The sequence below is a fragment of the Microbaculum mangrovi genome, from assembly GCF_051390635.1.
Taxonomy (GTDB): Bacteria; Pseudomonadota; Alphaproteobacteria; order Rhizobiales; family Tepidamorphaceae; genus Microbaculum.
This window is the reverse complement of record NZ_JBPODT010000002.1, coordinates 503,243-525,229: the sequence shown is the minus strand read 5'-3', so window position 1 is coordinate 525,229 and position 21,987 is coordinate 503,243. Positions and strand designations below refer to the sequence as shown.

The window sequence follows — 21,987 nt, the reverse complement described above, 5'->3', positions numbered from 1 at the left end:
GTCGCGTACCGCTCAAGCCAGCCAGCGCTTGCGCCGACGGTAATGCTTGACGTCGTGGTAGTTCACCTTGCCGCCACCGCCGAGATAGAACTCCTGCACGTCGGGATTCTGTTTCAGAACCTCGGCGGTGCCGCTCATAACGATGTGGCCGTTCTCGACCAGGTAGGCCTTGCGGACGATCTCGAGCGCGGCGGCCGCGTTCTGCTCGACGAGGAGCACGCTCACGCCTTCCTGGCTGTTGATCTCGCGGATGATGGCGAAGATTTCCTGTACCAGCAGCGGCGCCAGGCCGAGGCTGGGCTCGTCGAGCATGATCAGGCGCGGCTCGGTCATCAGCGCGCGGCCGATCGCAAGCATCTGCTGCTCGCCCCCGGAGAGATAGCCGGCCTTGCTGCGAGCGCGCTCCTTGAGCCGCGGGAAATAGGTGTAGACCCGCTCGCGCAGCTCGTTGAGGCGCGCGGTCGAGCCACCGCTGCGGAAGGCGGCGACGAGATTTTCGTCGGGCGTGAGATGCCCGAAAATACGGCGGCCTTCGAGCACGTGGACAAGGCCGGCGGCGACGCGCTCGGGCGCGCCGAGCGGCAGAAGATCCTTGTCCCCATAGACGACCTCGCCGCGGGTGACGGCGCCGCGTTCGGGACCGAGCAGCCCGCTGATCGTCTTCAGCGTGGTGCTCTTGCCGGCCCCGTTGGCGCCGAGGAGAGCGACCATGTCGCCCTCCTCGACTTCCAGCGACACGCCCTTGATCGCGAGGAACACCTTGTCGTAGACGACTTCCACATTCGAAAGGGCGAGCCGGGGCATCGTCAGTTGCCCTGCTTGAACGCCGTGGCGCCCTGCTCGATCTCCTTCCGGACGATCTGCTGATAGGCGGCGCCCCAGTCGGAGACCGCCTCCCATGCCTCGCCGTTCCACTGCGCCACACGACCGGCGCCGCCGCCCTGATGATCCTGGGCCGTGATGGTGATCGGCGATATCAGGCCTTCCGCGTCGAAGTTGGCGATCTTCTCGAAGCCGGCCTTGAGCTTGGCGCCGGTCAGCGGTGCGCCCTCGGCCTCAAGCCCAAGCCGGGCGGCCTCCACGGCGACCGCCATGGTCGCGACGCCAATATTGTAGTAGCTCGTGCCGACGTTCTTGGCATCGCCCGCGCCCAGTCCCTTGTCGACCACCTTTTCCTGGATGCGTTGCAGGATCGGATTGTCGATGCCGGTCGAAACCGCTTCGAAGCGCTTGATACCCTTCATCGTGTCGCTGCCGACATTGGCGACGTCCGTCTCGGCGAGCCAAACGACGGAGAGCAGGTTTTCGACCGGGATGCCGTTGCGGACCGCCTCGCGCACGGCGACCGGCTGGCCGCCGCCCGCGCCCCAGACCAGCACGAAATCGGGTCGGAAGCGGCGCACCTCGGTCCAGGTGGCCGACTGCTCGTTGCCCGGACTCGGATAGGCGAACGACTGGAATTCGAACTTCTTTTCGTCGGCGAGGTCCTGCAACACCGGGATCGGCTCGCGGCCAAAGGGCGTGTCGATATGGACGAGCGCGATCTTCTTGCCTTCGAGTCCGCCATTGTCCTCGATGTATTGCGCCAGGACAGTGGCCTGCGACCAGTAGGTCGCCATCATCGGAAAGATATAGGGAAAGGTCTCGCCGTCGCTGGCGTCGCCACGGCCATGGAGCGGCGTGATCATCACCACCTCGTCCTGCAGCACGCTGTCGACGAGCGCGCGGGAGACCGGGGTGGAGAGGAAATCGAACAGGACCGCGCCCTCCTCCTTGGCGCGGTTGTAGGCCTCGATGCCGCGCTGGGGCTGGTTGCCCGTGTCGCGCACGATGGCCTCGATCCTGTGGCCGTCGACGCCGCCTTCCTCGTTGACCAGGGTGAGATAGTCGCGCTGCCCCTGATTGTACTCGCCGGAGACGAAGGTGTAGACGACGGTAAAGTCCTGCAGCAGGCCGAACTTGATCGGTTGCTCCTGCGCCGTGGCCACGCCGGTGGCTGCCATCCCCGCGATCAGCGCGGTGGCGAGCACGCTTCTCCTAGTCCATTTCATGACATTTCCTCCGTTTTGGTTGCCGTTATCTGTCTTATGAAACGCGACCTCAGCTCCTGGAGTGCCGGAACGGCCAGACCAGGAAGTACTTGCGGATGTTGTCGTAGATCTTGGCGAGCCCGAGCGGCTCGAACAGCAGGAAACCGATGATGAGCGCGCCGTAGATCATCAGCGGCACGTGCGCGAGCAGGTTCGACGAGACGGTGAGCCAGCCCGCCGCCGCCATGCCGGCGACGACGTTGGTGAGGATGATCGGCACCAGAAGCACGAAGCCGGCGCCGAGAAAGCCGCCGATCACGCTGCCGAGACCGCCGACCAGCACCATCGCCACAAGCTGGATCGAGACATTGAAGCTGAACTGCTCCGGCGTCACCGCGCGATAGTAGCAAAAGGCAAGGACGGCGCCGGTGACACCGCCCATGAAGGAGGAGGTGAAGAACGCCATCAGCTTGTAGCGGAACGGGTCGACGCCAATGACGGCGGCGGCGAAATCCTTGTCGCGGATCGCGACGAGCGCACGCCCAAAGCTGGTCCGCTTCACGTTGAGGAAGAAGATCGCGACGAGCGCCACCCAGGCGAGCGCGAGATAGTAGCGCGCCGTCAGGCTGTCGAGCCCGACAAGCAGAAAAGAGACCGAGGGCGTGCGCAGCGTCGCCTGTGCGCCACCGGAGATGGCCGGCACGTTGATGATCACCCAGTCGACCAGATACTGCATGGCGAGCGTCGCCATCACGAGGTACAGCCCCTTCACGCGCAGCGCCGCGGTTCCGAAGAACGAGCCGATGATGGCGGCCGACAGTCCCGCGCCGATCAGCGACAGCTCGAAGGGCACGCCGAGGCGCGTCAGGTGGATCGAGCTGTAGGCGCCGATCGCCATCACCGCGGCAAATCCAAAGTGAAGCTGACCGGCAAGCCCCATCTGCAACGTCAGGGACAATGCCGCCGCGCTCCAGATCAGCCACGGCAGGAGATAGCTGCCGAGATAGAGGCTCGACAGAAGGAATGGCGCGGCCAACGCCAGGAGCGCGACGATCGCGAGCTGCCAACGGTCGGCCGGCACCGGCCAGAGCGCGCGGGCGGTCTCGTAGCGCGTGTGGTGGACACCGGCGAGGCGGTAGAACATGCGTCAGATCCTCTCGATGTCTTCGCGGCCGAATATTCCGTACGGCCGGATTATTATGGTCAGGAGGATGATGAGCGAGGTGACGACGTCGCGTGTGCCGCCGCCCACAACCGAGTCGAGATAGCCGGGGATGACGGAGCCGAGAATGCCGACGAGCAGACCGCCGACCAGAACGCCCCAGATCGAATCGAGGCCGCCCAGTATCACCACCGCCACCGCCGGAAAGAGCAGCATCGACAGCGTCCAATCAACGCCCTGCACCGAGCCCCACAGCACGCCCGCCGCGACAGCCGACATGCCGGCGAGCCCCCAGGAAATGCCGATCGCCTTCTCCACCGAGATACCGACCGCCCAACTCGACACGTGGTCGTCGGAGACCGCGCGCAGCTTGGTCCCCAGCCTGGTGCGGAAGAACAGCAGCGCCGACGCGACCATCGCGAGCGCCACGACCCCGCCGACGAGATAGGCGCGGTTGATGAACACGTCGCCGACGATGAGCGGAGCAAGGCCGATGCCAAGATCGAGCGGTTTTGGAGCGGCCCCGAGGATGCCGGGACCGATGCCGCGCAGCAGGATCTCCAGGCCGAGCGTCAGCATCACGATCATGATCACCGGCTGCCCCACCATGCGGCGAAGCAGGAAGCGCTCCGTCAGCAGGCCGAGCACGAACATGATGCCCGCGCCGAGAATGATGGCGACGACAAGCGGCAGGCCGAAGGAGACGAGCAGCCAGACCACGTAGCCGGCGATCATGATGGCGGCGCCCTGGGCCAGGTTCGGCACCCCCGCAGACTTATAGATGAGAACGAATCCGAGGGCCGCCAGGCTGTACATCAGTCCCGTCAGCGCCCCGTTGACGACGAGTTCGGCAAAATACGCCATGGTTAGCCACCACCGTGCCCGGCCGGCACCAGCGGCCGGATACTCAACGTGCGCGCGATCACGCCGGTCTGGCCGGTCTCGTAGGTGATCTGCGCCTCGAATTCGATGTCCGCCGCGCCGGCGTAGATCGCCTCGATGATCTTCGCGTAGCGCTCGCCGATAACGTCGCGCCGCAGCTTCCTGGTGCGCGTCACCTCGCCGTCGTCGGGGTCGAACTCCTTGTGGAGATTGACGAAGCGGCTGATGCGGAGGCCAGCCGGCAGCATGCCGTTGAGCCGGTCGATGATGCCCTGGACGAGGTCGTAGATCGCAGGCTTCTGCGAAAGCTCGGCATAGGACGTGTAAGGGATGCCGTTTTCCTGCGCCCATTGCCCGGCGGCGTGAAGATCGATGCAGACGATCGCGGCGAGGAAGTCGCGCCCGGCGCCGACGATGCAGACATCCTTGATGAACTGGCTGAACTTCAGGCGGTTCTCGAGATAGGTCGGGATGTAGCGCGTGCCGCCGCGGGTATGCATCACCTCCGAGACGCGGCCGAGCACGACGAGCTCGCCGTTTTCGTCGAACTGGCCCGCGTCACCGGTGTGCAGCCATCCCGCCCGCAGAACCTTCGCCGTCGCCGCCTCGTCGCGGAAGTAGCCGTCGAAGATGTTGTCGCCGCGCACGAGGATCTCGCCGCTTTCGTCGATCTGGACCTCGACGCCGGGGAAGGGCCGCCCGACCGTGGTGAGGCTCACGTCCGAAGGCGATTGCGCGACGGCCAGCGCGCAATTCTCCGTCTGGCCGTAGAACTGGCGCAGATTGAGTCCCAGCGCGCGAAAGAACAGGAATACCTCCTCCCCGATCGCCTCGCCGGCCGTATAGGGGCGCTCGACGCGCGACAGGCCGAGTTGGTCCTTGATGGGACCGTAGACGAGCAGCTCGCCGAGCGCATGGCGCAGCCGGCCCGCCAAGCCCGGCTTGCGGCCGTCCAGCCGCGCCCGCTCGAGGTCGAGCGCAAAGGGCATGAAGCGATCGTAGAGCCAGCGCTTGAAGGGGGTGGATTCGGCGATGCCCACCTGGATGCGGGTCAGCATCGCCGACCAGGCCCGCGGTGAGCAGAAATACAGTGTTGGAGCGATCTCGCGCAGGTCGTGCAGCGCCGTCTCCTGCGCCTCCGGAATGTTGACGCTGAAGCGCAGTTCCAGGGCGGCGGTGACCGAGAAGATGAAGTCCCCCACCCAGGCGACCGGCAGATACGCCATATGGACCTCACCCTGCCGGAAATAACCGGCCGCGGCGGCATTGCGCACGCCGGAGAGCATGTGCCCGTGCTTCAGCGGGATGCCCTTCGGCACCCCCGTCGTGCCCGACGAGTGCAGTAGGATCGCCACGTCCTGCGCCCTCGGGCGCGCCAGCAGCGCCTCGCGCAGGCCGGGCTCGCGCGCGAGCCGCGCTCGGCCGTCGGCAATCAGACCCGCGGCGGAGACCACGCCCGGCGGCTCCTTGCCGGCCAGACCGCGTGGATCGTCATAGATGATGAGGCGCAGGTCGCGGTGGCTTTCGCGCGCGCCCAGAAGCTTGTCGACCTGCTCCTGATCCTCGGCGACAGCGACACGGATGCCTTCGCGCGCGAGTTGGCCGACGACCTCCTCCGGCGGCGTATCCGGATAGGCGGGCGACGGGATCGCGCGCAGGCAGATGGCGGCCAGCATCGCGAAATACAGGTTCGGCCGGTTGTCCCCTATGACCAGGACGAACTCTTCCGGCCCGACGCCCCTTTCCTCCAGCCCCGCCGCGAAGCAGACGACGGTTTCGCAATATTCGCTCCAGGTGTATTGCTCCCAGATGCCGTGGTCGCGCTCGCGCATGGCAACCTCATCGGGATGCTCCCGGGCGTTGCGGGCCAAAAGCGAGAGCAGATGATCGTCCCGCTTCCAATTGGGATGCGTGTCGGCAGCGCCAGCGGCTTTCGTTTCCTCAAGCAGCATCGCGCGCCTTCCCGATATAGGCCTCGACCACCTGCGGATCGGAAATCGCCTCGCGGGCAGGCCCCTCGGCGATGGCCGAGCCGTTGTTCAGCACCAGAACGCGCTCGCAGATGGCCGTGACGACGTCCATGTGGTGCTCGATGATCAGCACCGTCAGCCCCAGCGCGTCCTGCGCGTCGAGGATGAACCGGACCATGTACTCCTTTTCTTCCTGGTTCATGCCGGCCATCGGCTCGTCGAGCACCAGCATGCGCGGCTCGGCGCTCAATGCGCGGGCCAGCTCGACGCGCTTCTGCAGGCCTAGGGGGATCACGTCGACATGCTCGTCGCGCACGCTTTCGAGCTGCAGGAGGTCGATCACCTCCTCCACCTTGCGACGATGCGCGATCTCCTCCTTCTGCGCCCACCACCAGTAGAACAGCGAGGCGAGCGGATTGGGGCGCATGAAGATGTGGCGGCCCATCAAGATGTTGTCGAGCACGCTCATGCCGCGGAAAAGCGCGACGTTTTGGAAGGTTCGGGCGATGCCACGCTCGGCGATGCGATGCGGCTTCAACCCGTTGATCTGTTCACCTTCGAACAGGATCCTGCCCTGTTGCGGCGGATAGAAGCCGGTGATGGCGTTGACCAGCGTGGTCTTGCCGGACCCGTTGGGTCCGACAAGGCCAAAGATCGTCCCCTCGCCGATCGTCACCGACACGTTGCTGAGGGCGTGCACGCCCTTGAACCAGCGGCTGACGTCGTCGCAGACGAGAGCCGGCGCGCGGCCCGCCTCGCAGCCTGTCGCGGTCATGCGCGGTAACGCCCAAGACGCCCGTCGTGAGACCCGCCGTGCCCGGATTCACGGTGTTCGGTTGTCACGCTTGCCCCTCCCAAAGCCTGCATGAACGGCCGGAAACGCCCCCGGCAGAACACCACGCTAGCAGCGGGCTTGTTTTCTTAAAATATGGAAAATACCGTAGAGTTCTTTCGGATTATTCGAATGCAGCCGAACCTGATCGAGCACCTGACCGTCTTCATCGTCGTGGCCGAGCGCGGGTCGTTCTCGGCCGCGGCCGCAGAGCTGGGCCGGGCCGTCTCGTCGGTGAGCTATGCTATGGCGCAGGTCGAGGCCTATTGCGGCTTCGCTCTTCTCGATCGCAAGCCGCGCGGAGTCATCCTGACAGAGCGGGGCCGTGCGCTCTATTCCGAAGCCAAGACCGTGGTCGAGCGCGCGCGCCGCTTTGCGTCACGGGCGCGCGCACTCGAACTGGGCGAAGAGACCCGCATCAGGATCGCCGTCGACGTGCTGTTCCCGATCAGGATGCTGCATGACGCGCTGACCACATTCGCCCGACAGCACAGCAACGTACGGATCCAGTTCTTCGCCGCCTCGTTCAACTCAGCCTGGGAGGATCTCCGCAACGGCAAGGCGGATTTCGCGCTCGGCCTGCTGGCGGCCCTGCCGCTTGACATGGAGGGCCGCTCCTTCGACCAGATCACCCTAAGCCCGGCGGCGGCGGCGGATCACCCGCTGTCCCGCCGGACCGGACCACTCACGCTGGCCGACTTCGCCTCCGAGCGGCAGATCTACTATGTCGGGTCCTACGAGTTGGAGGTCGAACGCGCGGGGCGGACGTTCTCCTCGGATCTCTGGACAGCCAACGATCTCGAGCACATCCGGCTGATGATCCGTCGCGGGTTCGGATGGAGCTTTGCGACCGACCACTTCTTCGATGACGAGGTGCGAACGGGCACGATCCGGCTCCTGCATTGCCAGGACGCGCAGTTGCATCCCGTACGCTCGCTCGGCGTCGCCTGGCCCGGCGAGCGCCAGCCCGGACCGTTAAGCCGTAAACTGATCGGCCTGATCGAGGGCGTCGCATCGTCACGGTGACAGGTCCTGGCGCGCTTCCGGATCCCTGAAGAAATCAGCCGGCACGATGACGAAAAGGCCGCCTCCCGGCCAGAGCAGGGTCTACCAGCAACGCCCTCGCCGCGGCCTTCGACAGATATCCTCGGGCGGCATGCCTGAACACACACCAAGTATAGGCTCATGGCCGTCCGAAACGAGCGTCAATCCCGGACCACCAAGCCCAAGCGCGGCAGTCCTACCCGGCGCCGAACAGCGCGGCGTAGCGCTCGGGCTTGAAGCCGATCTCGACCGTTTCGCCGGTCTCCAGCACCGGACGCTTGATCATCGAGGGCTGGTCGAGCATCAGCGCGACGGCCCTGGCCTCGTCCAGCGCGGCCTTGGCGTCGTCGGGCAGTTTGCGGAAGGTGGTGCCGGCCTTGTTCAAGACCTTTTCCCAGCCGGCCGCCGCGCACCAGCGCCGCAGCGCCTCGGCCGTGACGCCGTCCTTCTTGTAGTCGTGAAAGGCATAGGCGACGCCGTGGCCATCAAGCCAGGCGAAGGCCTTCTTCATCGTGTCGCAGTTACGGATGCCGTAGATCGTCACGGGCATATGTCGCTCCGGGGTCTTCGTCGCGGGCCGCCTGTAGTCTCGTTTTCAGGCTTCGGGCATGCGATGCCGCAGCGGCCTCCTCCGCATGCCTCCTATTCCCACTCGATCGTCCCGGGCGGCTTGGACGTCACGTCGTAGACGACGCGGTTGATGCCCTTGACCTCGTTGATGATGCGGGTCGCCGTGGCGGCCAGGAAGTCCATGTCGTAGTGATAGAAATCCGCCGTCATCCCGTCGACGGAGGTGACGGCCCTGAGCGCGCAGACGAAGTCGTAGGTGCGGCCGTCGCCCATGACGCCGACGGTCTGGACCGGCAACAGCACGGCGAAGGCCTGCCAGATGGCGTCGTAGAGGCCGGCCTTGCGGATTTCGTCGAGATAGATCGCGTCGGCCTTCCTGAGGATCTCCAGCTTATCGCGGCTGATGCCGCCTGGGCAGCGGATCGCCAGACCGGGGCCCGGGAACGGATGGCGGCCGACGAACGCCTCCGGCAGGCCGAGCTCGCGGCCGAGCGCCCTCACCTCGTCCTTGAACAGTTCCCGCAGCGGCTCTACGAGCTTGAGGTTCATCCGCTCGGGCAGGCCGCCCACGTTGTGGTGCGACTTGATGGTGACCGAGGGGCCGCCGGTGAAGGAGACCGACTCGATCACGTCGGGATAGAGCGTGCCCTGCGCCAGGAACGCGGCGCCGCCGATCTTCTCGGCCTCGGCCTCGAAGACATCGATGAACAGGGCGCCGATGATCTTGCGCTTCCGCTCCGGGTCGGTGACGCCCTCGAGCGCGGAAATGAAGGTATCGGACGCGTCGACGTCGACCAGCGGGATGTTGTAGTGGCCGCGGAACATGTCGACGACGTCCCTGGCCTCGTTCATGCGCATGAGGCCGTGATCGACCAGAATGCAGGTGAGTTGGTCGCCGATCGCCTCGTGGATCAGCACGGCGGCGACGGCGGAATCGACGCCGCCCGACAGGGCGCAGATCACCTTATCGGAGCCAACCTGTTCGCGAATGCGCGCTATCGCCTCGTCGCGGAACGCGGCCATGGTCCAGTCCGGCCGGCAGCCGCAGATGTCGACGACGAAATGCTTCAGCAGCTTCGCCCCGTCCGGGGTGTGGTAGACCTCGGGGTGGAACATTGTGGTGTAGATGCGCCGGGCCTCGTCGGTGGCAACGGCGAACGGGGCGTTCGGCGATGTCGCGCGCACGGCGAAGCCCTCCGGCAGCCGGGTCACGCGGTCTCCGTGGCTCATCCAGACCTGGTGGCGCTCGCCGACCGACCAGATGCCCTCGTAGAGGGCGGACGGCTCGTTGATCTCGACGAAGGCGCGGCCGAATTCGGCGGCGTGGCCGCCCTCGACCGTTCCCCCGAGCTGCTGGGCCGTCGTCTGCTGGCCGTAGCAGATGCCGAGTACGGGCAGGCCCGCCTGAAACACCGCCATCGGCGCGGACGGCGCGTTGTCGTCGAGTACGGAGGCCGGGCCGCCGGACAGGATCACGCCTTTGGGCCGAAGCCGCGTGAAGGCCTCCTCGGCCTTCTGGAATGGGTGGATTTCGCAGTAGACGCCGGCCTCGCGCACCCGGCGCGCAATGAGCTGGGTGACCTGGCTGCCGAAGTCGACGATGAGTACGCGATCGTGGGAGAGTTCCGTCATAGCGAGCATTTATGCGCAAGCACGAGTCGTGTCCAGCCGGTGAGGCGCAAGAATTGACAGGATTGCGCACGACGGCCGCCCGTCGCGCCGGATTGATTTGCCCCCGCCGTCTCTCCTATTAAGGTGCCCCAAATGATGTTTCCGGAGGAGGTTCAAGTGCGTATCGTCAGGACTGGTTTGCGGATATCCGCCTTCGCGGCAATCCTAGTTGCCTCCGGCCTCACCGCCGCCTGCACCACGGACTCCAGCTACAGCGTCCAGCCCTACAGTTCCTGGCAGGGTCCAGAGCTCGGTCAGGGATGCAACAGATGGCCCGCCCCCTCGCAGTGCTGAGTGGCACATTCGCGAGTCGTTTTCGACGCTTAGGTCGAAACGCTGACAAACCGATTCGGGCGCTGTCCGAATCGGGTCCGTTCGAATTGGGGCTGTTATTGTCGGGGCTGGCGGCGCGTGCCGCTCACCGCCGTTCGAGCACCGAGACGAAGAACCCGTCGGTGCCGGTGCGCCGCGGGGTGAGCTGCAGGCCGTGTCCGGTCGCAAGCGCGGGGTCGGCCAGGCGCGCCTTGGTCTCCTCAGGCAGCAGAGCGGCCGCCACGAACGCAGCGGGATCGAGCGGCGCGAAGCCCGGATCGGCGGCGACGAACGCGGCGACCCGAGCGTCGTTTTCCTCCGGCAGCACAGAACAGGTGACATAGACGAGCCGCCCGCCCGGCTTCACCAGCGGCGCGGCAAGGGCCAGGACGGCGTCCTGATCGGCCTTGCGGTCCTCCAGCGCCTTTTCGCTGACCCGCCACTTGGTGTCGGGACGTCGCCGCCATGTGCCGGTACCGGTGCAGGGGGCATCAACGAGGACGACGTCCATCTTGCCGGCGAGGCTGGCGAGCGCTTCCGGCTGGCCGGCCTCGCGCACCTGAACATTGCGGGCGCCGGCGCGCTGCAGGCGCTCGTGGATACCGGCGAGCCGATGCCGGTCGCCGTCCCATGCATAGATCTGGCCCGTGTTTCCGGTGAGGGCGGCCAGCGCCAGCGTCTTGCCGCCGGCGCCGGCGCAGACATCGGCGACCTGCTGGCCGGGCGCCGCGCCGGTGAGGCAGGCGGCGAGCTGCGAGCCTTCGTCCTGCACCTCGAACCGGCCCTTGCGGAAGGCCGCCTCGGATTGGACATTCGGCGACCGCCCCGGCCCGGTCCCAGGCTGCAGGCGGATGCCGACGGGGGACAACGGCGTTTCAGCCGGCTCGAAACGCGTCAGGTCCTTCATCACCTTGTCGCGGGTCGATTTCAGCGTGTTGACGCGCAGATCCACGGGGGCGCGGACGGCGAGCGCCGCGCCCTCCTCCGCCGCATGGCCGTCGAACGCCGTCGCGAAGGCGGGATCGAGCCATTCGGGATAGTCGCCCTTCACCCAGTCCGGCGCATCGTCGAGGCTGCCGGTCCTGAGCGCGATCTTCTCGGCATCGGTCAGGGGCTCGGGCGAATGCCGGTCGGCGGCGAAGGCGACCTCGAGCCGGTCTATGCCGACGCCCCAACAATGCGCATAGGCCCCGATCGCCAGCGCGCGCGGCGTATCGGCACCCATCCGCCAAGCAATCGAGGCGCGCTTGCGCAAGGCGTCGAAGACGAGATTGCCGATCGCGGAGCGGTCGCCCGACCCGGCGAACCGATGCGAGACGGCCCAGGCCGTGAGCGCCGCGGACGCCGGGCGATGATTGGTCTCGATGTCGGCGAGAACCTCGATCGCCGCGGCGACAATGCCACCGTGCTTCATGCGAATATCTCTCCGAGCAGGATGACCAGGGCATGGGCGGCCAGCGCCATCACCACCAGCAGGCCAAAACCGAATACACGCATGCGCACAACCACGTCCTGTCCTTTCGTGTGGGCAAAGAAGTGGACGACGCGCAGGACGACGAAGGCCCATGCCAGGACGACATCGAGCATCGTCACCCGGTTGATGGCTACCAGCATCAGCACCAGCGCGTAGAACAGCACCGGCAACTCGAACTGGCTGCGCACACTGTTGGTTACGCGCGCGAGATGCGGCGGCTCGCCTTCGACCAGGACGTATTGCGAGGCGCGCACCTGGTTCGCCCTGACCGCCGAAACACGGCCGCGGACCATCACGATATAGATCGCGAAGGTCAGCGCCATCTGGGCGAGCGCGGCCAGAAGGATCAACGCGGTGTTGAGCGGCATGGCGGAGTCCGGTTCCTGGTACTTTCAATCCCGTCGTTCCGACGACGGCGCCGGCCGAGAGACCACTGCCGTCGTCCTGACCACGTTCGCGCGCCGCGGTCAATCGCATCCGGCATCGCCAACACGGCAACTTGACGGCACCGCGACGAAAACGGTGTCATGCGGTCCCGCATCCACAGGAGATCCGACATGGGGCGCATCACGACAACCGACGGCATCGCGCTCCATGTCGAGGACACGGGAGGGGGCGATCCGATCGTGTTCGTGCACGAGTTCGCCGGCGATCACCGAAGCTGGGCGCCGCAGGCGCGCTATTTCTCGCGCCGCTACCGCTGCATCACCTATTCGGCGCGGGGCTACCTGCCGTCCGACGTGCCAGAAGAGGTGGCGGCCTACAGTCAGGGGCGCGTCGTCGATGACATCCGAGACGTGATGGACGGGCTCGGGATCGATAAGGCCCATGTGGTCGGCCTGTCGATGGGCGGCATCGCGACGCTGCATTTCGGCCTGGCCTATCCGGCGCGCGCGCTGTCTCTCGTCGCCGCCGGTGCGGGTGCCGGATCCGAGCCGGACTATCACGCCCGGTTCAAGCGAGAGGCCCTTCTGACCGCCGATCTGATCGAGGAGAAGGGCATGGGCGCCTTCGCCGACGTCTACAGCGCGGCGGCGACGCGCCAGACGTTGGCCGAAAAGGATCCGCGCGGGTTCGAGGACTTCGTATGCCAGCTTGCCGAGCATTCGGCGACGGGATCGGCGAATACGATGCGCGGCTATCAGGCGACGCGACCCTCGCTCTACGATTTCGAGACGCAGTTTGCGGCCCTCGGCGTGCCTACCCTTCTCGTCGTCGGCGACGAGGACGATCACTGCGTCAAGCCGAGCCTGTTCCTGAAGCGGACCATACCGACGGCCGGGCTCGCGGTGCTGCCCAAGACCGGACACGCGGTCAACCTGGAGGAGCCGGCGTCTTTCAACGGGATCGTCGCGGACTTCCTGGCACAGGTCGAACATGGCCGCTGGCCGGCGCGCGACCCCAGCACCGCGGGTGAACTGATGCGGGTCCGATAGGCGACAACGCCGGGCCGGCCACGATCGCCCCGCCCCATTCAGGCGGGGAGATCTTGGCTACGGTTTCCTACATCCCGCCTGGATAGTTCGGACTCTCGCGCGTGATCGTCACGTCGTGGGCATGGCTCTCGCGCAGCGCCGACGGGGAGATGCGGATGAACTGGGCGCGCCGATGGAAGTCGACGATCGACTTCGAGCCGGTGTAGCCCATCGCGGCGCGCAAGCCCCCGACAAGCTGGTGCAGGACGCTGGCGAGCGGACCGCGATAGGGAACCTGCCCCTCGACGCCCTCGGGAACCAGCTTCAGCGTGTCCTTCACCTCCTGCTGGAAGTAGCGGTCGGCGGAGCCGCGCGCCATCGCGCCGACGGAGCCCATGCCGCGATACGCCTTGTAGGAGCGGCCCTGGTACAGGAAAACCTCTCCGGGGCTTTCGTCGGTGCCGGCGAAGAGCGAGCCGACCATGCAGCATTCCGCGCCCGCGGCGATGGCCTTGGCGAGATCGCCGGAATACTTGATTCCACCGTCTGCGATGACCGGCACGTCGGCCTTGCGGGCGACTTCCACCGACTCGAGGATCGCCGAAAGCTGCGGCACGCCGACGCCGGCGACGATCCGCGTGGTGCAGATCGAGCCCGGGCCGATGCCGACCTTGATGGCGTCGGCGCCGGCATCGATCAGCGCCTGGGTGCCCTCGGCGGTCGCGACGTTGCCGGCGATCACCTGCACCGCGTTGGACAGACGCTTGATGCGATTGACCGAGTCGAGCACGCGCTGGGAATGGCCGTGGGCGGTGTCGACAACAACGACGTCGACGCCCGCATCGATCAGCATTTCCGAGCGGGCGTAGCCGTCGTCGCCCACCGTGGTGGCGGCGGCGACGCGCAGACGACCCTGCTCGTCCTTCACCGCGTTCGGATGCAGGCGGGCCTTCTCGATGTCCTTCACCGTGATCAGGCCGACGCAGCGATAGTCCTCGTCGACGACCAGCAACTTCTCGATGCGATGCTGGTGCAGGAGCTTCTTGGCTTCCTCCTGATTGACGGTGTCGCGCACCGTGACCAGATTTTCCTTGGTCATCAGTTCGGAGACCGGCTGGTCGGGATTGGTGGCGAAGCGCACGTCGCGGTTGGTCAGGATGCCGACCAGACGGGTCTGCTCGCCGGTCGCGTTGCGCTCGACGACCGGGATGCCGGAAATGCCGTGGCGACTCATCGTATCGAGCGCCTGGGACAGCGTTTCCTGCGGGGTGACGGTGACCGGGTTCACCACCATGCCGGACTCGAACTTCTTGACCTGGCGGACCTCCTCGGCCTGCAGGTCGGCATCGAGGTTCCTGTGGATGACGCCAATGCCGCCGGCCTGCGCCATGGCGATGGCGAGCCGGGACTCGGTGACCGTGTCCATCGCCGAGGATACGATCGGGATATTGAGGGAAATCGCCTTGGTCAGCCGCGTCGAGGTGTCGACCTCGCCCGGCATCACCTCGGAATGCGCGGGTTTGAGCAGAACATCGTCAAATGTGAGCGCGATCGGCCCTAACGCCGAATCGAGGGTCAGGGCTTTCGGATCGGTCATCGCCAACTCCCGGATATGCGAATACGCCGCCGATGGGCATTTCAGGCCCCAACCAGCGACTCGCGGTCTAAGGAAAAAGATTGGCGCGGGTCATTAGCACGACGATGACGGCAGGGGAAGCGGGGATGGTCATCCTGTCGTCCCGCCCCGCGCCGTCGCCGTCACGTCTTCAGCCGGTATCCCGTCCGGAAGATCCAGGCCACCAGCCCCAGGCATATCGCGAGGAAAACCAGAGTCATCGCGAGGCTGACGCCGATGTCGACGTCGGAGTGCTCGTAGAAACTCCAGCGGAATCCGGAGACCAGGTAGACGACCGGGTTGGCCAGCGACACCTGCTGCCAGAACGGCGGCAGCATGTTGATCGAGTAGAAGCTGCCGCCAAGGAACGTCAGCGGCGTGACGATCAGCAGCGGCACGATCTGAAGCTGCTCGAAACTGCCTGACAAGATGCCGATGATGAAACCGAACAGCGAAAAGGTGAACGCTGTCATGATCATGAACGCGAGCATCCAGACCGGATGCTCGATGCGCAGCGGCACGAACAGGGTGGACGTCGCCAGGATGATCAGTCCGAGGATCATCGATTTGGTCGCCGCCGCACCGACGAAGCCGATGACGATCTCGAAATAGGAGACCGGCGCCGACATCACCTCGTAGATCGTGCCGACGAACTTCGGGAAATAGATGCCGAACGCGGCGTTGGTGATCGACTGGGTCAGCAGCGACAGCATGATCAGGCCCGGCACGATGAACGCGCCATAGCTGATGCCGTCGATCTCGCTGATGCGCGTGCCGATGGCCGCGCCGAAGACCACGAAATAGAGGGAGGTGGAGACGACCGGGGCGACGACGCTCTGCCAGAGCGTGCGCCAGGTGCGGTGCATCTCGTAGGCGTAGATTGCACGGACGGCCAGGAGGTTCATCGCGGATCGCTCACCAGGTTGACGAAAATATCTTCCAGCGAGCTTTGCTCGGTATGCAGGTCACGGAAACGGATATCGGCGGCGGACAGATCGGTCAGCAGTGCCGTGATGCCGGTTCGCTCGCCCTGGGTGTCGTAAGTGTAGGTCAGCTCGGTGCCGTCGCCGGACAGTTCGAGGGCATACTTGCCGAGCCCCTCCGGAACCGCGTCGAGCGGCTCGTGCAGATGCAGGGTCAACGCTTTCCTGCCGAGCTTGCACATCAGTTCGTTCTTGTCCTCGACCAGGATCAGCTCACCGTGGTTGATGACGCCGATGCGGTCGGCCATCTCCTCGGCTTCCTCGATGTAGTGCGTGGTCAGGATCACGGTGACGCCGTCGTCGCGCAGGCCGCGAACCAGATCCCACATGTCCCGGCGCAGCTCGACGTCGACGCCGGCCGTCGGCTCATCGAGGAACAGGATGCGCGGCTCGTGCGCGAGCGCCTTGGCGATCATCAGCCGCCGCTTCATGCCGCCGGACAGGGTGACGATCTTCTGGTCCTTCTTGTCCCAGAGCGAGAGCTGCTTCAGCAACTTCTCGACAAGGGCGTGATCCTTTCGCTTCCCGAACAGCCCGCGACTGTGATTGACCGTCGCCCAGACCGTCTCGAAGGCGTCGGTGGTCAGTTCCTGCGGCACGAGGCCGATCAGCGAGCGGGTGGCGCGATAGTCGCGGACGATGTCATGGCCGCCGGCGGTGATGGTGCCCTCGCTGGCGGTGACCAGACCGCAGACGATCGAGATCAGCGTCGTCTTGCCGGCACCGTTGGGCCCCAGCAGCGCGAAGATCTCCCCGGAAACGATATCCAGATCGATCGCTTTGAGCGCCTGGAAGCCAGACGCATAGGTCTTGGACAGGTTCGAGATGGAAACGATCGGCTGCATGGCGGCTCTTCAGGTCGAGATCCGGAACGGTCCGAGGAAACGGGAGCACATCCATACCGGATTCCCGCGCCGGTCGCACAGCCGGTCGCGCAAAGGTGATCCGCCGTGGCGCATCCAGCCGGCGGGAAACCACCTGCGGCTAGTGTTTCCTGGCGACGAAGCGCCCGCCCCCGAGCGCACCGGCGGCGATCTGGCCCACGAAGAACTCGTAGTTCCGGATATAGGTGTCGAAGCGCTCGCGGCCGAAACGGGCGACAGTCTCCTGCTCGAGCGACCGGAACATCTCCAGCCGCTCCTTCAGGATCTCGCGCCATTCGTTGGACACGTTCTCGGCCCGAACAGCAACGAACCCGGCGGCTTCCAGCATCGCGCCGTAGTCGCCGTAGCCGATCAGGCGCGGCGCGGCGAAGGTATCGGCGATGGTCTTGCGGGCCTCGTCGCTCAGCTTCTCCGTGGCGATCCAGTCGGTGAACCCGAAGACGCCTTCCGGCTTGAGAATGTGAAGGCAGCCGGCGAAGACGGCTTCCTTGTCGGCAATGTGCAGAAACGACTCCTGGCTGATCGCCCTGTCGAAACTGCCCTCCTCCATGTCGAGACGCGCCGCATCGCCGACCTGGAAGCTCACCTTGTCGTCGAGGCCGACCAGTTCGGTCAGGCGCGCGGCACCGTCAACACGCGACTCGTTGATGTCGACGCCGAGCACGTTCGCGCCATAGCGGTAGGCGAGATAGCGGCTGGTACCGCCCAGCCCGGAACAGATGTCGAGCACATGCATGCCAGGCTCGATCCCCATGACCTTGACCAGGGCATCGGTGGCGGGAAGCCCGCCGTAGTGGTCCTGATCGTATCGGGACAGGTCCTCGGGGCGAATATCGGCCCGACCGATACCTTCGGCCTCGAGCTTGCGGAGGATCTCCGCCTCGTTGATCGGATGCTCGTCGTAGAAAGTCTTGAGACTGATCACTACCCCCTCCCCCTATGCCGATCTCTAGTCGGCCTCCTTCAATACAATATCGACCATGACGTCCTGCGCGATATCCTCCAGGTCCTGCCGCAGCCTTTCGGTACTGAGGCTGTCGGGGATGACGATCCGCGCCGTGGCCTGGAACAGCGCTTCGCCCGACATGGAACCGGTAAAGACATGGGTTTCCAGTTCGTCGATGCTGGCGCCGTGCCTTGCCAGCGCCGCCGATATATCGCGGACGATACCGGGATGATCCCCACCGGTCAGTTCCAGGAGAGCGGTGTGGCCCGCCGGTGCCACGGTACCGTCGGATCGCTTCGCGGTAACGATGATGCCCCGTTCGCCGAGCCCGCCAAGCGCGGCTTCCAGTCCCGCCACCGAGCCCTCTGGAACCTCGACCAGCACGATGCCTGCGAATTCCCCGCCGAGACGCGCCATGGAGCTGTCGATCCAGTTTCCGCCGTGGGCCGCCACCGCTTCCGACAGGATCTGCACCAGACCGGGCCGATCCGCGGCAATGATACTCAATACCAGTCCAACCGGCATCGCGTTCCTCCCCAAACAGCGGTCTCCCGCGATTCTTAGCACAGTGTCGGGGCCAGACTAGCGCTCCGGCAGCGGGATGAATTCCGTCTCCTCCGGCACCTGCTTGAAACGGCCCGTCTTCCAGTCCTCCTTCGCCTCCTCGATGCGTTGCTTGCGGGAGGACACGAAGTTCCACCAGATGTAGCGCGGGCCTCCCATCGCCGTGCCGCCGAGAAACATCAGATGCGCCGGCCCGATCGCCGTCACGGTTATGCGGTCGCCGGGACGGAATATCAGCAGGCGCGGTCCCTCAAAGCGCTCGCCGGCGACCTCGACGGTGCCGGTCACAACGTAGATGCCGCGCTCCTCGTGATCGGGGTCGAGCGGCGCACTTGCGCCATCGTCGAGCATCACCTCGGCATAAAGCCAATCCGACAGCATGCCGACAGGCGAGGTCCGGCCGAAGGCCGTGCCCGCGATCACGCGGGCCCGGATGCCGCCATCTTCGACCACGGGCAGACTGGCGTCATCGAAATGCTGGAAAGAAGGCGCGGTCTCCTCGTGCGCTTCAGGAAGCGCGATCCAGCTCTGGATGCCGAACATGCCGCCGCCCGCCGCCCGTGTCGCGGCCGGCGTGCGCTCGGAATGGACAATGCCGCGCCCGGCGGTCATCAGGTTCATCGCCCCGGGGGTGATCTCCAGCGCATTGCCTTCGCTGTCGCGATGCATGACGCGGCCGTCGAACAGATAGGTGACCGTGGCCAGGCCGATATGGGGGTGAGGCCGCACATCCATGCCCTGACCGGCGAGGAACTGCGCCGGGCCCATCTGGTCGAAGAAGATGAACGGACCGACCATCTGCCGCCGCCCGTGAGGCAAGGCGCGGCGGACGTTGAAGCCGCCGATGTCGCGGACACGCGGGACGATCACCAGGTCGAGGGCATCGCAGGAACGCGGATCTCCGAGGACAGGATCCTTGTCGGGCATCCAGCTCATCGTCTTCTCCCGGTTTCGCGGCGGACGCCATCGCCTGCCTGACCCGGTATATGGCGCAACCGGCCACCGTCACCAGACTTACCTGCCGGTCAGTCGATCTGTTCGACCTTGGCGGCCTGATCGGGGACGAGCTTTACGCGGTAGGTGGCGTTGTCGCAGGTGACGATCCAGGCCTCTTCGCCGGGCGTGGAGGCGCTTGTGTCGCGTTCCGCCTTGTGCGGATCGACGCAATCGTAGCCCTGCGAGCGAAGCTGCGTGGCGACGATCATGGCGGCTTCGGTGTCGTCGCCGGACTGGGTGCCAGCGGACTGGGCGCCAGCGGGAGTGGCGACCGATAGAGACGCGGCGACCGCCGCCAGCGCGAGTACGGGGAAAAATCTCGTCATGGAAAGCTCCTGATGCGTTTTTACGCAATCCACACGCGGCCCCCGAAGGCCGTTGCTGGGTCGATCCTATACCAAATAATCCGGGCGCCGTTACCATCGCTGCCAGGTCGCCCGCGCCAAGCCGCGGGCGCACGATCCTCCGGTTGGAAAAAGCAAGTTCCCGGGCGAACGTAAATTAGTACGTTGGCTGCGATCCATTTTCTGATTCTAAGGAGATTTTTTATGGCTAGATGGCGTGGACTTGGTGTTGCAGCAGCGATCGCGGTCCTGATGACCGGTTTGCTGGCCGGCGTCCCCGGGGCGAATGCGGGATCCGGCAAGATCAAGATGGAGATCGTGAAGGCCGCCTTCATCGTCGGCGCGTCCGGCGGCAAGGGCACGCTTATTTTCGACGGCAAGTCCTATCCCCTGTCGATCGGGGGGATCAGCGCGGGCTGGCAGGTCGCCCTGTCGAAGGCGATGCTGGAAGGCAATGTGCGCAACATCAACCGCCCTGAGGATATCGAGGGCGTGTTCTCGGCGGCCGGAGCCGGGCTCGCGGTGGCCGCCGGCGGCAAGGCGGCGGTGATGGTCAACGCCAACGGCACCTCCATCGAAGTGATCGGCACGCAGATGGGCGTGGACTTTTCGATCAACCTCGAAGGGCTGAACATCAGGATCAAGCGCTGATCTAGGCTCGACCGACGGTCGGCCAGACCGGGGACGAGCCGCGACAGCGCGGCCTTCCCCGGCCTCGCTGTCGGCGGCTACCGCCGAGGACATTTCGCGCGGACAGGCGCGGGCGGGCGACCGGCGCGTCGCTATGCGGCCCGCGCAGGCCCGGTCCCGACGGCCGGCCTCGCCAGTGCAGGCGCGCTCTGGTACCTCTCATCGCCTCATGCAGAACCGTACCATCGTCCTTCTCGTCGTTGCCTGCGCCCTGTTCATGGAGAACCTCGATGCGACGGTTCTCTCCACGGCCCTTCCGGCGATCGCTCTCGATTTCGGCGAGGATCCGATCCAGCTCAAGCTGGCGCTGACCTCCTATTTGATCAGCCTCGCGGTGTTCATTCCGGCGAGCGGCTGGTTCGCCGACACCTTCGGGGCGCGTATCGTCTTCCGCATGGCGATCATCGTGTTCACGCTGGGGTCGATCGCCTGCGGGCTGTCCTCGTCGATCCCCGAGATCGTCGTTGCCCGCGTCGTGCAAGGAATGGGCGGGGCGATGATGGTGCCGGTCGGCCGGCTCGTGATCATGCGCTCGATCCCGAAATCGGAACTGATCGGCTACATGGCCTGGCTGACGGTGCCGGCTCTGACGGGACCGCTGCTCGGCCCCCCGCTCGGCGGGTTCATCACCACCTACCTGACCTGGCGCTGGATCTTCTGGGTGAACGTGCCGATCGGACTGATCGGCCTTGTCTTCGCCACCCTTTACATCCCGGACGTGCGCGGCGAGACGCGCACCAAGTTCGACACGCTCGGCTTCGTGCTGTCGGGGGTCGGGCTGGCGCTGGTGGTCTCTGGCGGCACCAATCTCGGCCTGCAGGTGATTCCGGCGGCGGCGATCTGGTCGATGCTCGGTATCGGTTCGGCACTGCTGATCGCCTACTATTTCCACGCCCGGCGGGCACCGGCGCCGATCCTCGACCTCGGCCTGTTCACGATCCCGACCTACCGGATCGCCGTGCTCGGCGGCGGGCTGTTCCGCGTCGGCGTCGGGGCGACGCCGTTCCTGATCCCGCTGCTTCTGCAGATCGTCTACGGGCTGTCGCCGTTCCAGTCGGGGCTGACGACATTTGCCGCGGCGATCGGGGCGATCGCCATGAAGTTCGTGGCACCGCCGGTGCTGCGCCGCCTCGGTTTCCGGACCATCCTCATCATCAACGGGATCATCTGCGCGATATTCATCGGCCTGCCAGCCGCCTTCACCCTGTCGACACCGATCCTGACCTTCACGCTGGTGCTGCTGATCGGGGGCTTCTTCCGCTCGCTGCAATTCACCAGCGCCAACAGTCTGGCCATCGCCGATATCGAACCGAGCCGCATGAGCCGGGCGACCTCGATGTCGAGCGTCGTGCAGCAGCTTTCGCTCTCGGTCGGCATCTCGGTGGCTGCGATATCGCTGGAGCTGTCGCGCGTGGGCCGCGGCGGCGGGACACTCGCGATTACCGACTTCACCGCCGCCTTCGTCGTCGTCGGCCTGGCGACGGCTGCCTCGGTAATCCTGTTCCTGACGCTGCCGAAGGATGCCGGCAAGGAAGTCTCCGGTCACCGCCGGGACCTGGCGCCGGATGCCGTGACGGCGGCTCGGGAGCGGTAGACGCGCCGC

General features: G+C 65.8%; 21 protein-coding genes. 4 read left to right on the top strand and 17 right to left on the bottom strand.

The window, feature by feature from the left end; genetic code table 11:
- Window positions 1-12: 12 nt before the first annotated feature.
- Genes ACSF9G_RS08900 through ACSF9G_RS08875 form a run of 6 tightly spaced genes read right to left on the bottom strand, consistent with a single transcriptional unit; the run spans window position 13 to window position 6,819 of the window.
- A complete protein-coding gene (locus ACSF9G_RS08900) occupies window positions 13-804 on the bottom strand; it encodes an ABC transporter ATP-binding protein (protein ID WP_436640656.1) in 792 nt (263 codons plus the stop codon).
- A gap of 2 nt (window positions 805-806) precedes the next feature.
- Window positions 807-2,051, bottom strand: coding sequence for an ABC transporter substrate-binding protein (locus ACSF9G_RS08895; protein ID WP_436640654.1), 1,245 nt, complete (start codon window positions 2,049-2,051; stop codon window positions 807-809).
- 49 nt (window positions 2,052-2,100) lie between these two features.
- Entirely contained in the window at window positions 2,101-3,174 is a 1,074-nt protein-coding gene (locus ACSF9G_RS08890; protein ID WP_436640652.1) for a branched-chain amino acid ABC transporter permease, read from the bottom strand.
- 3 nt (window positions 3,175-3,177) lie between these two features.
- Window positions 3,178-4,056 (bottom strand): branched-chain amino acid ABC transporter permease, encoded by an 879-nt coding sequence (locus tag ACSF9G_RS08885; protein WP_436640650.1) that lies wholly within the window; start codon window positions 4,054-4,056, stop codon window positions 3,178-3,180.
- Between the two features lie 2 nt (window positions 4,057-4,058).
- Window positions 4,059-6,026 carry an AMP-dependent synthetase/ligase gene (locus tag ACSF9G_RS08880; RefSeq protein WP_436640648.1) on the bottom strand — a complete coding sequence of 656 codons (1,968 nt, stop codon included), beginning with the start codon at window positions 6,024-6,026 and terminating at the stop codon, window positions 4,059-4,061.
- On the bottom strand, window positions 6,016-6,819 hold the full coding sequence (locus tag ACSF9G_RS08875; protein ID WP_436640646.1) for an ABC transporter ATP-binding protein: 804 nt from the start codon (window positions 6,817-6,819) through the stop codon (window positions 6,016-6,018). Before ACSF9G_RS08875 ends, ACSF9G_RS08880 begins: the two co-directional genes overlap by 11 nt.
- Window positions 6,820-7,008: 189 nt before the next feature.
- On the opposite strand from ACSF9G_RS08875, the gene ACSF9G_RS08870 reads away from it, so the two are divergent.
- Complete coding sequence (locus tag ACSF9G_RS08870) at window positions 7,009-7,902, top strand: LysR family transcriptional regulator (protein WP_436640644.1); 894 nt, start codon at window positions 7,009-7,011, stop codon at window positions 7,900-7,902.
- 214 nt (window positions 7,903-8,116) lie between these two features.
- On the opposite strand, the gene ACSF9G_RS08865 is transcribed toward ACSF9G_RS08870, so the two are convergent.
- The 4 genes from ACSF9G_RS08865 to ACSF9G_RS08850 all read right to left on the bottom strand — a co-directional run bounded on the left by ACSF9G_RS08865 (window position 8,117) and on the right by ACSF9G_RS08850 (window position 12,315).
- Entirely contained in the window at window positions 8,117-8,470 is a 354-nt protein-coding gene (locus tag ACSF9G_RS08865) for an ArsC family reductase (protein WP_436640642.1), read from the bottom strand.
- 92 nt (window positions 8,471-8,562) lie between these two features.
- Window positions 8,563-10,122: a glutamine-hydrolyzing GMP synthase gene (gene guaA, locus ACSF9G_RS08860; RefSeq protein WP_436640640.1), complete on the bottom strand. Its 1,560-nt coding sequence runs from the start codon at window positions 10,120-10,122 to the stop codon at window positions 8,563-8,565.
- Window positions 10,123-10,579: 457 nt separating this feature from the next.
- A complete protein-coding gene (locus ACSF9G_RS08855) occupies window positions 10,580-11,887 on the bottom strand; it encodes an RsmB/NOP family class I SAM-dependent RNA methyltransferase (RefSeq protein WP_436640638.1) in 1,308 nt (435 codons plus the stop codon).
- Entirely contained in the window at window positions 11,884-12,315 is a 432-nt protein-coding gene (locus ACSF9G_RS08850) for an MAPEG family protein (RefSeq protein WP_436640635.1), read from the bottom strand. Before ACSF9G_RS08850 ends, ACSF9G_RS08855 begins: the two co-directional genes overlap by 4 nt.
- Before the next feature lie 189 nt (window positions 12,316-12,504).
- Between ACSF9G_RS08850 and ACSF9G_RS08845 the strand changes: the two genes are divergently transcribed.
- Window positions 12,505-13,383, top strand: a complete 879-nt coding sequence (locus ACSF9G_RS08845; protein ID WP_436640633.1) for an alpha/beta fold hydrolase — start codon at window positions 12,505-12,507, stop codon at window positions 13,381-13,383.
- Between the two features lie 67 nt (window positions 13,384-13,450).
- Here ACSF9G_RS08845 and guaB read toward each other — a convergent pair whose 3' ends face one another.
- The 7 genes from guaB to ACSF9G_RS08810 form a co-directional block, all read right to left on the bottom strand.
- The gene (guaB, locus tag ACSF9G_RS08840; protein ID WP_436640631.1) at window positions 13,451-14,959 is read right to left on the bottom strand and encodes an IMP dehydrogenase; all 1,509 of its coding nucleotides are present in this window, start codon (window positions 14,957-14,959) and stop codon (window positions 13,451-13,453) included.
- A gap of 161 nt (window positions 14,960-15,120) precedes the next feature.
- The gene (locus ACSF9G_RS08835) at window positions 15,121-15,882 is read right to left on the bottom strand and encodes an ABC transporter permease (protein ID WP_436640629.1); all 762 of its coding nucleotides are present in this window, start codon (window positions 15,880-15,882) and stop codon (window positions 15,121-15,123) included.
- Window positions 15,879-16,805, bottom strand: coding sequence for an ABC transporter ATP-binding protein (locus ACSF9G_RS08830; RefSeq protein WP_436640627.1), 927 nt, complete (start codon window positions 16,803-16,805; stop codon window positions 15,879-15,881). The genes ACSF9G_RS08835 and ACSF9G_RS08830 overlap by 4 nt, the downstream gene beginning before the upstream one ends.
- Window positions 16,806-16,944: 139 nt before the next feature.
- Window positions 16,945-17,769 (bottom strand): class I SAM-dependent methyltransferase, encoded by an 825-nt coding sequence (locus ACSF9G_RS08825; protein ID WP_436640624.1) that lies wholly within the window; start codon window positions 17,767-17,769, stop codon window positions 16,945-16,947.
- A 24-nt stretch (window positions 17,770-17,793) separates the two neighbouring features.
- Window positions 17,794-18,315 (bottom strand): glycine cleavage system transcriptional repressor, encoded by a 522-nt coding sequence (locus ACSF9G_RS08820; protein WP_436640622.1) that lies wholly within the window; start codon window positions 18,313-18,315, stop codon window positions 17,794-17,796.
- A 57-nt stretch (window positions 18,316-18,372) separates the two neighbouring features.
- Window positions 18,373-19,290 carry a pirin family protein gene (locus tag ACSF9G_RS08815; RefSeq protein ID WP_436640620.1) on the bottom strand — a complete coding sequence of 306 codons (918 nt, stop codon included), beginning with the start codon at window positions 19,288-19,290 and terminating at the stop codon, window positions 18,373-18,375.
- 89 nt (window positions 19,291-19,379) lie between these two features.
- On the bottom strand, window positions 19,380-19,676 hold the full coding sequence (locus tag ACSF9G_RS08810; protein ID WP_436640618.1) for a hypothetical protein: 297 nt from the start codon (window positions 19,674-19,676) through the stop codon (window positions 19,380-19,382).
- A 222-nt stretch (window positions 19,677-19,898) separates the two neighbouring features.
- On the opposite strand from ACSF9G_RS08810, the gene ACSF9G_RS08805 reads away from it, so the two are divergent.
- The gene (locus ACSF9G_RS08805; protein ID WP_436640616.1) at window positions 19,899-20,345 is read left to right on the top strand and encodes a hypothetical protein; all 447 of its coding nucleotides are present in this window, start codon (window positions 19,899-19,901) and stop codon (window positions 20,343-20,345) included.
- A 208-nt stretch (window positions 20,346-20,553) separates the two neighbouring features.
- Complete coding sequence (locus ACSF9G_RS08800; protein WP_436640615.1) at window positions 20,554-21,978, top strand: DHA2 family efflux MFS transporter permease subunit; 1,425 nt, start codon at window positions 20,554-20,556, stop codon at window positions 21,976-21,978.
- Window positions 21,979-21,987 lie beyond the last annotated feature (9 nt).